The 9,258-nt window shown below is 48.5% G+C and carries 11 protein-coding genes; all 11 read right to left on the reverse strand.

Features of this window, described 5'->3' with window-relative positions:
* Positions 1-202 precede the first annotated feature (202 nt).
* On the reverse strand, positions 203-418 hold the full coding sequence (locus AC3DOM_RS11995) for a helix-turn-helix domain-containing protein (RefSeq protein WP_487919283.1): 216 nt from the start codon (positions 416-418) through the stop codon (positions 203-205).
* A gap of 88 nt (positions 419-506) precedes the next feature.
* Positions 507-689 carry a hypothetical protein gene (locus AC3DOM_RS12000; RefSeq protein ID WP_487919284.1) on the reverse strand — a complete coding sequence of 61 codons (183 nt, stop codon included), beginning with the start codon at positions 687-689 and terminating at the stop codon, positions 507-509.
* Between the two features lie 460 nt (positions 690-1,149).
* Complete coding sequence (locus AC3DOM_RS12005; RefSeq protein WP_487919285.1) at positions 1,150-2,853, reverse strand: hypothetical protein; 1,704 nt, start codon at positions 2,851-2,853, stop codon at positions 1,150-1,152.
* Positions 2,854-2,857: 4 nt separating this feature from the next.
* Positions 2,858-3,664: a 4Fe-4S binding protein gene (locus tag AC3DOM_RS12010; RefSeq protein WP_487919286.1), complete on the reverse strand. Its 807-nt coding sequence runs from the start codon at positions 3,662-3,664 to the stop codon at positions 2,858-2,860.
* Positions 3,665-3,670: 6 nt separating this feature from the next.
* Positions 3,671-4,240 (reverse strand): 4Fe-4S dicluster domain-containing protein, encoded by a 570-nt coding sequence (locus tag AC3DOM_RS12015; RefSeq protein ID WP_487919287.1) that lies wholly within the window; start codon positions 4,238-4,240, stop codon positions 3,671-3,673.
* Positions 4,241-4,243: 3 nt separating this feature from the next.
* Positions 4,244-4,627 (reverse strand): cupredoxin domain-containing protein, encoded by a 384-nt coding sequence (locus AC3DOM_RS12020; RefSeq protein ID WP_487919288.1) that lies wholly within the window; start codon positions 4,625-4,627, stop codon positions 4,244-4,246.
* A gap of 12 nt (positions 4,628-4,639) precedes the next feature.
* The gene (locus AC3DOM_RS12025; RefSeq protein WP_487919289.1) at positions 4,640-5,761 is read right to left on the reverse strand and encodes a beta-alanine-activating enzyme beta-propeller domain-containing protein; all 1,122 of its coding nucleotides are present in this window, start codon (positions 5,759-5,761) and stop codon (positions 4,640-4,642) included.
* On the reverse strand, positions 5,754-6,473 hold the full coding sequence (locus AC3DOM_RS12030) for an ABC transporter ATP-binding protein (protein WP_487919290.1): 720 nt from the start codon (positions 6,471-6,473) through the stop codon (positions 5,754-5,756). Before AC3DOM_RS12030 ends, AC3DOM_RS12025 begins: the two co-directional genes overlap by 8 nt.
* A complete protein-coding gene (locus tag AC3DOM_RS12035; protein ID WP_487919291.1) occupies positions 6,473-7,678 on the reverse strand; it encodes an ABC transporter permease in 1,206 nt (401 codons plus the stop codon). The genes AC3DOM_RS12030 and AC3DOM_RS12035 overlap by 1 nt, the downstream gene beginning before the upstream one ends.
* Positions 7,675-8,097 carry a DUF4418 family protein gene (locus AC3DOM_RS12040; protein WP_487919292.1) on the reverse strand — a complete coding sequence of 141 codons (423 nt, stop codon included), beginning with the start codon at positions 8,095-8,097 and terminating at the stop codon, positions 7,675-7,677. The genes AC3DOM_RS12035 and AC3DOM_RS12040 overlap by 4 nt, the downstream gene beginning before the upstream one ends.
* An 80-nt stretch (positions 8,098-8,177) precedes the next feature.
* Positions 8,178-9,258 (reverse strand): 4Fe-4S binding protein (locus AC3DOM_RS12045; protein WP_487919293.1); only part of this gene is annotated, 1,081 nt, incomplete at its 5' end.

Genomic DNA, 9,258 nt, shown 5'->3' on the forward strand with positions numbered 1-9,258 from the left:
GAGGCTAGGGGAAAGAAAAACGTCCTGATAGAGAATCCACCAGGACGTATAAGCTTTAGGTTGGTATAATTCGACCAACTCGCCCGCCGCTTCTTCGGTGGGTTGAGCTAGGGCGTGTATAGTGTTGCTGCACCGTGTACGCCTGTACTTTTACCTAAATACATTGTATCATTGCAATATATTATTTGCAAGACAAAATCAATTAGGGCTTTTCTGTTTTTGGACCATGCCGACCGTCCTGGGTTTTTCGGGCACGTTCTACATAGCTAAGTAGAATTTCCTTGCTGATAGCCCAAACAGGTCCAAATTTCTGCGCCTTGATCTTCCCCCCGCGTATCAAGGTACGCACATATTCAGCATGATAGCCGCTTATTTTAGCAGCTTCTTGTACTGTGATCCAGTCATCATTCATTGTCATAGCGCGAACACTCCTAGCGGTAATTATACTCGCCGGCTACTTCTCGGTGTGGGTTGTAAAAGTACGATGCGAGGGATTGATATGCCCTCTAAGATGATTTGTAGTTTGTAGTTTTCGCTTCGAGGGTATTCTCTTTCTCAGCATTCTTTTGTTGTCTCCCAACAGCTTGCCTATCTGCTCGGACTTTGCGTCCATGTCGAGCAAAGATACGCAAGCATTGGACAAGTGCATCATCAAGAGCAGGATTGTCTGTTGTTCTGTCTTGTTGCATATAAAGTCTCCTGGAAAAAGTTTTCATGCACTTAGAGTGCAAGTAAACATGTTTTACTTGCCAAGAGACAAGTTCATTTCTAGTATGAATACAATATATTTGTAAAAAAGGAGAGACCTTTTGGAATGTCTCTCCTAGCTAGTGCCCAAGTAAACATAATCCACTAAGGCTAAATAATTTGGTGGGTGGTCATGTATGGGTATTTATACCCGTATATTTGATTTATACCGCGCTGAGCTGGTAACTGTATGACATAAAAAACATCTGAGAAACCAGTGATTTATGCAAAGGGCGAGCAATCTATTCGGATTGCTCGCCCTTTTGTGGTCTGCCAGGTATGTCCATACCGTGGACAACAGCCACGTGTATTTCGTTCCAAGTTTGGGTAAGATTATAAGAATACACCATCACAAGTGATTATAACTGTCTTTACATAACAAGCATCCCAAATTTAGCACAGCTAAGGTGTGACGATTTGCACAGTCTCAGCAACAACAATCGGGAAGTTATCACTCGCATCATATATACCAAAAAACTGGTCACCTTCAAGGGTATCAAAGGTGCGTAAATTCTCAACCCAACGGTAACCAATTGATTGGTAAAGTAATTCCACAGAGACAGTTAGTGAGCTGGTTGTCTGCCCAGCTTCGATCTGGTACACGACAGTGTCACTGCCAGCTTTGAAATCAGGATCTTCAGCAGCCACACCATAAGGAGCGATATCCGGGTCGGCTGCCGCAAAGTCAAACCCGTCAGGTAACAAGCGATTATCTTTAAGGTAAGCTGCACCCAATAACAAATCGGTTGTGACCTGTCCTTCGGTATTCACCATAATCGGCTCGTAGATTTGTACCTGATCGGGAGCGGTGATCTGCACATAATGCGGCTCATATTGGGTAGAGTCAGAGTCATTGTCATTGCCAACGATCAAGCCATTGTTTTCTACCGCCCCGGATTCGAAGAGAATATTGCCAGCCTCATCGGTTAGAGTCAAATGCAACCACGCACGACGGGATGGGTAGCCACTAGGAAGCTTATGCCCGGTAAGCGGCTGCACAGTCACTTCGACCGTGAGTATATCTTCTTCGACGGAGACCATATCCAAGGTGAGAGCGGCAGAGTTTGTCTGTAATTGCTCTGTCACTCGATCAATGGCAACCTGCATCTGCTCATCTTCAGCGGTTAGATTTACGGCCTCTGCATTGGCATTCAACAAGCGCAACATAAAAGCATTTGCGCCTGTGAACGAATGCAGACGGGTGAATTTTGAAAGAGGCCCCCACTCAGTAGAAGAAGCCACATAGCCAGTCACCTTGGGCATATGGCATTCCTGGCAGGTTTGAGTGCCATTGAATGTACTATTCTCCCATTCCTGATAGATAGTTTGCTCTGGGAAATAACCAGCGATTTCTCCCTGCGCATCCAAATAAGGCGTGTACAGAGTATGACATGTGGCACAGAGTGCTGAATCCAAAACATGTTCGCCGTAATTTGGTTCATAACCGGTGGGGTTTTGCATGATCATCGTCGGTTCTGGCAACACATAATGTGAACCATAAGCAACTCGGGTACGTCTCTCAATGTCAATTAGATATCCCCCGCTGAAACTTGTTTCTTCGCCCAAGTTATCAGCTTTAATTTGATGGCAAAGGGTGCACGAGACACCATCGATGGCCAGATCGTGCAGCGGGTTTGCTGGATCCCGGAAACCTTCCCCAAAAACTTCGATGGGATATCTGTTCGTTTTTGCATCAAAATGAGCCAGCGGCATGTGACAGGTGGAGCATTTATCTTCGATCAAGGCTTCATGCTGACTGTGTTTGCTGATTTCGCTACTCATCGTCGCCAGCCAATAGGGATCCTTCGCGCTATGCGCCATCATGGAGCTACGCCAGTTGGCATCAAAGGAGTAATCAACCCCTTCACCGTTATCGAGATCTGTGTGACAAGGTGAGCATATTGATGAAGCGGCGACAAGTTTGGTAACGTCCCCAGGTAGTTTTGGTGGTTCAAAGGGTCTATCGAGCTTCAATACTTCTGGTTCAGTTTCTTCTGTAGCTACAGCAAATGTTGGCGTTGGTATTACCTCTGTTTTTTGCTTTCCGCAAGCGGAGACAATCATCATAGCCATAAGCAAGAAAAAAATTCTATAAAGAAGTTTCATTTCACTACCCATCCTTCCCACGAACGGATATCTGAACAAGCTTGATCTCAACAGCTCCTCGCGGGCACGTCTCCTGGCATTCAAAACATTTCGTACAGGCAGAAAAATCTATATCTTTCGCCAGATTCAAGCCTTCCGCACAAGAGCGCTCACATATATTGCAGGGTTTACAAATTTCTGGATTTTTCTCCACTTTGATAAAAGGGTTGAAGCGACTAAAGCCAGTGAAAAGTGCACCCAAGGGGCAAAGATCACGACACCAAGAAAGTCCACTTGCCCATTCAGCACCAACTAAAACACCCAGCCACCCGACTATCGGGAAAAGGCTCCCACCAGAGCCTGCTGCGATCGCCCCTCGACAAGAAAGCCCAACCGGACAAATGATGCAGAAAGCCGGGGTATGACAGAGCCAGGCTGCACCGATCACGCCCCCAACCAAGCCTCGTTGGATCCATGCCCGGTACTTTCTGAACCTTGAGCCTGATTGCGTTCGTCGATTGAAAATCCAACGCCCTGGGCAAATCCAGCTACAAAAAGCCCTTCCGAAAAGAACAATTAAAAGAATTGTAAGCAATGCGCCCAATGCCAAAGCAGGGATAAATACACCTGCCGCCGCCATGACTTGCGCTGCTCCCAAAGGGCAGGTCAGTTCAACAGAACCAATGCTGACAGAGCACGTCGAACCAATCCACAGCCCCCCACCGATCAGGATGAAGAAGAGTATAGTGACGAGAAAACGTATTGTTGCCCAGGAGTCAATACGATAAGATGCCGTTTTAGAACGTTTTTTTACAACCTTTTTAGTAGTCAAATCATTTCATCCAATGAAAATAGCTTTACCGTATTTTTTGTTCCGATGACCAGCATGAGATGATTGCGGGCAGATCACAACACATGCTGCACAACCTGTACATAAAGTTTCATCAACATATGGACGATATTCTTCATCCAATGAAATTGCTTGCTGAAGGTCCAAACACCGGTCATAGCATAGTCGGCAACCGGGCCAATTCCAAGCAATACAGCGCTCTTCATCAATGATAGCAGTACCAATTACCGCAGTTTCCGGATCTATCGGTTGTAAAGCGCCAGATGGACAAACTTCTATACAATTCATAGAAAAGTCGCACCAGCCACTTAAGCCGTTGATCTCCGGCAAACCTTCATCATCCAGCGAAATAGCATTTTGATCACAGGCAGTCAGACATTTCCCACAGCGAATACAGAAAGATTCAAAATCGCCTCCCGGCAATGCACCAGGAGGGCGAACAGAACTGAATTCCCATTTAGGGCGTAAGAGCAGATATAAAAGTCCAGCACTGCTCACTCCGCCTATTACCCGTAAGAAGTCTCGTCGGGTAATATCTTGTGATGCTTTTTCTGCCATAGATCACTCAACAATAAGTTTCCCTCGCACACGAGAGTGCATTGGGCTGCACACAATGGTACAGACAAAGCTATAAGTACCGCTTTTTTCCGGTGTGAAGCGAACATAAGTCCATTTACCTGGATGGATAGGTTCACTATAAACCTTCATATCCGGGATATTCAAACCATGCGTGGTATCTTCACTTGTCAATCGCAGGCAGGCTTCTTCGCCTTTTTTCAGGTGAACGGTATTGGGCGTGGGATTTCCACGTTCATACTGTCGAAAACGTATTGTGACGCATTCTCTCTGCGACTCTAATATTCCTTCATAGACGAAGATGCCCACCACTGTGCCTACCAGTACAAGCACAATAAGAATATTGGCAAAGATTTCAAGTTTTTTCATGGCTAACTCCAATTATTTACTACTTCCTTCGCGTCCCGAATTGGGCAAGTCTCCTCGAAACTTAGGCCAGGATGTTGCAGCAGGGCCTGGGCTATCAGTTTGGAGCGCATATAGATAATTGTCATCTGAACCAATATACAACATGCCGCCAGAAACCAAATTAGCCGAACCAGTCACATATTTATCTGTTTTGTACTTCCACAGCACCTCTCCATCCGAGGAGAAGGCGTAAATATTCTGGTTATAAGACCCTACATAAATCGTGCCGTCTGAGCCAACAGCTGGCGACGAAATGACCCAGTCCCGAGTATCAAAACGCCAAGCCAGCGTACCATCGGGATTGAGAGCATACAGATGATGATCCATCGAGCCAACGTAAATAGCATCACTAAGTCCAACAGATGGGGACGAATAAACCTCCGCTTCTGTTTCATAATGCCATTGTTCTGTACCATCGGGGTTGACGGCGTAAAGGGAATAATCTGCCGAGCCAACATAGACGGTGCCATCTGCGCCAATGGCTGGGGATGAATAGACGGGGCCGCCTGTCTCGAAGCGCCATTTGAGCGAGCCGTCGGGGTTGAAGGCATAGAGGGCGTTGTCTTCGGAGCCAATATAGACCGTACCATCGGCGGCGACTGCCGGACAGGAGACCACCCAACCGCCCAGGTCTTCCTTCCATTTCAGGCTGCCATCAGGATTGAGGGCGTAAAAATGGTTGTCGTCTGCGCCAAAGTAGATGGTGCCGTCTTTTGCGACTGCCGGAGATGATTCGATCTTCATGCCTGCTTCGAATGTCCAGAGCAGGTCGCCATCGGGGGAGAAGGCGTAGAGTTTACGGTCGTAAGCCGGGACATAAAGGGTGCCATCCGCTGCGATGGCGGCTGCGCCGTGTACCCAGTTTTCGGTTTCGTATTTCCATTTGACTTTGCCTTCTGGCGTGAAGGCGTAGAAAAAAGTATCGTGTGTGCCAACATAGACTGTCCCGTCTGCGCCGACGGCGGGCACGGCGACAACGGCGTTTCCGGCTTCGAAGCGCCATTGCATACGTCCACGGGGGCCACAACATGCGGGGAGCAGAAGAAGCATCCATAACGAGAGCAAGCCCAGGGCAAGTTTGATCCCTTTAGTCATCGGTGAGTACCTTGATGTCGTGAGATTCGGTCAGTTTGCCATCATCCATGACGAGATGGCGAGTCCCGTGTTTGGCAAGTGCGGGATTGTGGGTGACGAGGAGAATGGTCATCCCACGTTGGCGGTTCAGGTCACTCAGGAGGGTAAGGATCTCATGCTCGGTTTCCACATCGAGGTTGCCGGTGGGTTCATCTGCAAGCAAAAGATCGGGGGCATTGACCAAGGAGCGGGCAAGAGCGACCCGTGTTTGTTGTCCGCCAGAAAGTTCGGATGGGAAGTTGTGTAATTTGTCCGCTAATCCGACCCAGGTGAGCAGGTCAGCGGCTTCTTTGGTGGAGATGGCTTTTTCATTGAAGAGGCCGGGCAGGCGCACATTATCAAGCGCTGTGAGGGTGGGGATCAGGCTGGCAAATTGGAAGACGAAGCCGATGCGGCGAGCACGAAGAGTCGAGAGCCTGACGTCGTCCAGATCTGCGAGCGATTGCTCGAAGATTTCGATCTGTCCTGTTGTAGGCAGCGTCAGACCACCGATGAGACTCAGAAGCGTGGTCTTTCCGGAGCCGGAGCGCCCTGTGATACTGACAAAATCACCGGGGAGTACCTGCAGGCTGAGGTCATCTACTGCACGGACTATTTCAGTACCTTGCTGGTAATGTTTGCTGATCTTTTCGGTTTTGATGAGCGGGGTGTTGGCGGGAGAAGAGTCTGTCATCATTCACCTTTCCGGATGGCGGCGTAAGGCTCCATTTTGCTGCTTGAGAGCGCTGGATGCAGAGAAGCCAGCACGCCTGTAAGCAATGCCAGCAAGAGAAGCAAGAGCGAGGCGCCGATGATCTCAAACCAGTTGGGCAGTAAATAGGGAATGTGTAAACGCATTTGGATCAAACGAGAAAAACCTGCCAATAGAATACCTGCTGCAATGAGACCGCTCAGCCCCCCCAGCCCGGTAAGTAGGGCGGCTTCGCCCATTACCAGACGAAAGATCGTTTGGCGACGAGCACCCATTGCTCGTAGAATGCCCAGCTCACGCTGGCGCTCGTTGACGATCAACGAAAATACAAGACCAATGGTAAGCAAAGACATCACCCATAATGCTGCGGTGACGCCAAAAGTAACGCCTAGTACGCCTTGTAATTGTGTGCCAACGGCTTGATTGAGTTGAGAAGTGGTGAAGACTTTAGCTGTTTCAAGATCGGCTTCGATGGCTTCGGCGACATCCAGAATATCGGTATCAGAATCAACACTGACAAGAACGGATGAAACTTCGTCAGGCGAGACAGTCAGTTCTTTTTCAGCTAATTCTCCAGAATCAGCGATCATGGTGCGCATCCCCTCCATGGGGACGTAGATCGTTCGATCTATGCCCATGCCCGTCTTTTCGAGCACACCAACCACATTGAATGCCGTCCCGTAAAAAATAACTGTTTCATCTTCTCGCAGCAGAATACGATCCCCGACGATAATGTCGAAAGGTCCCAATGCTTGCCCATTCAGATGGGTTGCCAGCCAAGGGGAGATGGTGAAGTCTGTATCAGGCTCGAAACCTACCAAAAAGAATTCACCCACACAGCAACTAGCATTGCTCAAGGTTTCAACAAAAACCTGAGCCGATGTCTGCTTTACACCGGGGAGCGCCGTAATGCTCTGGCTGATCTCATCTGGCATGTAGAAAGTGGATGGCTGCCCCGTGATAAAGGCTTCTTGAGCGAGAGCATCATATCCCACCGGCACCACAATCAGATCTGCGCCCAGGCGGGCACGCCCAACGGTCAGGCTATGCTGCACGCCACGCAGGACGATGGTCGCTGCGAAGAGAGAACCTGTGGCAACCGCAACACAAAGCCCGATCACCGCTGTGCGGTAGGGTTTGCGGCGTAGGTTCTGCAATGCCAGCGTAAAGAGATTGATCTCTTTCATTCAGCTATTTCAGGTGCTTTTTCAGGATTGCGGCTACCGATCAAGCCCATGATCAAAACTATACCGCCCAAAATAATGAGCGCTGGTTTTGTGCCCACGTTACAAGACATATCGGGGTTCATGCAAGTGGGGATAATGAATAGAGGTGTCAAAACAGTGACCAATCCAAGCAGGGCCACCTGATGATGCAGGCGCTGGCGCTCACCAGCCTCCTTCAGGAAAGCGATCATCAACCCCAAAGCGATCAGCAGCACACCAAAGATCATCTCTGCTCGTGCCGTCCAATGGCAACGCATGGGTATCTGTTTTCCATTCACCAATTCCAAAAGCCCCTCACAAACAGGTAGTACCACAGGTGTGATCACGATCAGCAACCCCAAAACAGCAACAACAATCCCTGATGTATTAAAGCGTTTCATCTCATAACTCCTTTCTAAATACAGGTCATATCGCTCGTCACAAATATGTGACACGAGAAATATATCATCTTCTGCGTCTTCTACATAGCCAACCAAAAGAAAGTCGCAATAATCAGTGACAGCAAGATCACAACTGGAACCAGACTAAGGGTAAGAACCTTCTTATCCTTGGTATGGTTTAGACCGATACGATAGGCGGTATAAATCGAAACCGCCAGTCCGCCCAAGAAAATCGGCGTTTGCAGATAAGGCACCAGATGTGGGGTATACATAACCCAGCCATATTTAGCCGTTCCAAACAGATCCCAACCCCAACCCATTGGATCAGAGAGCAATGGAATGGCGTAAGAAATATCGATCAATGCAAACGCAACAGTGAAGGCAATCCAGCCTGCCAAGCCAAGCGGGATAACAGCATAACCGTAATCGATGAAGAGACGCTTTAATGAGGGCAGTTTTCCTTCGAGAGTAATCACATTCGAAGCCCTGCCTGAACTTTTGGCCTGCTGAGGCTTGCGAGTAACAAAGGCCAAAAACTGATCCCACAGGCGCGGTACGAAGGCGAAGGCTTCTCCCGCAGGAACCAGCCTACCTTCTGCTAGCCCCTTGCCTAACCAGATCGCGATGTAGAACAACCCCGGTAAAATAACGAGATTGGCCAAAATAAAGAGCACAGAATAGACCAAGAACAAGGGAATTGTCTCAATATTCGCCATATCCTTGAGTATGCCCCAAGGGCCAAGATAAACAGCAATGTAGATTAGTGCACAGGCCAGCATGATAAAGCCGTTGTAGACCTCATCAATACCACGTCCCTTATTCACAAAGAGATCAGCTCCGAAGGGGCGAATATTCATGGCAAGATTATCTTGTGTGCAGGTTTTGAAGCACTCAGTGCACATACCACAGTAGGCATTGCGATCCAAGTTGCCCGGATAACACAACCACGGACAACCATAACCATCTTCATTACCAGTAATACAGGTCTTATCCGTATGCTTTTTACAGACTTCCGGATCTCGCACGCGGACTTCCACCGGCGCGACCAGTGAATACATGCCGGTAAAACCACTCACCGGGCAAATATAGCGGCAGAAAATTCGCCGACCATACATCACCGAAGTGACCATCGCTGCAATAATGAACAGAGCCAGCACAATC

Source organism: Candidatus Desulfolinea nitratireducens (assembly GCF_982879505.1).

Bases quoted from the DNA above. Each gene is read 5' to 3' on its own strand.
- AC3DOM_RS11995 (WP_487919283.1), bottom strand. From the start codon at position 418: ATGACAATGAATGATGACTGGATCACAGTACAAGAAGCTGCTAAAATA.
- AC3DOM_RS12025 (WP_487919289.1), bottom strand. From the start codon at position 5,761: ATGACTAAAGGGATCAAACTTGCCCTGGGCTTGCTCTCGTTATGGATG.
- AC3DOM_RS12035 (WP_487919291.1), bottom strand. From the start codon at position 7,678: ATGAAAGAGATCAATCTCTTTACGCTGGCATTGCAGAACCTACGCCGC.
- AC3DOM_RS12000 (WP_487919284.1), bottom strand. From the start codon at position 689: ATGCAACAAGACAGAACAACAGACAATCCTGCTCTTGATGATGCACTT.
- AC3DOM_RS12040 (WP_487919292.1), bottom strand. From the start codon at position 8,097: ATGAAACGCTTTAATACATCAGGGATTGTTGTTGCTGTTTTGGGGTTG.
- AC3DOM_RS12030 (WP_487919290.1), bottom strand. From the start codon at position 6,473: ATGACAGACTCTTCTCCCGCCAACACCCCGCTCATCAAAACCGAAAAG.
- AC3DOM_RS12015 (WP_487919287.1), bottom strand. From the start codon at position 4,240: ATGGCAGAAAAAGCATCACAAGATATTACCCGACGAGACTTCTTACGG.
- AC3DOM_RS12020 (WP_487919288.1), bottom strand. From the start codon at position 4,627: ATGAAAAAACTTGAAATCTTTGCCAATATTCTTATTGTGCTTGTACTG.
- AC3DOM_RS12005 (WP_487919285.1), bottom strand. From the start codon at position 2,853: ATGAAACTTCTTTATAGAATTTTTTTCTTGCTTATGGCTATGATGATT.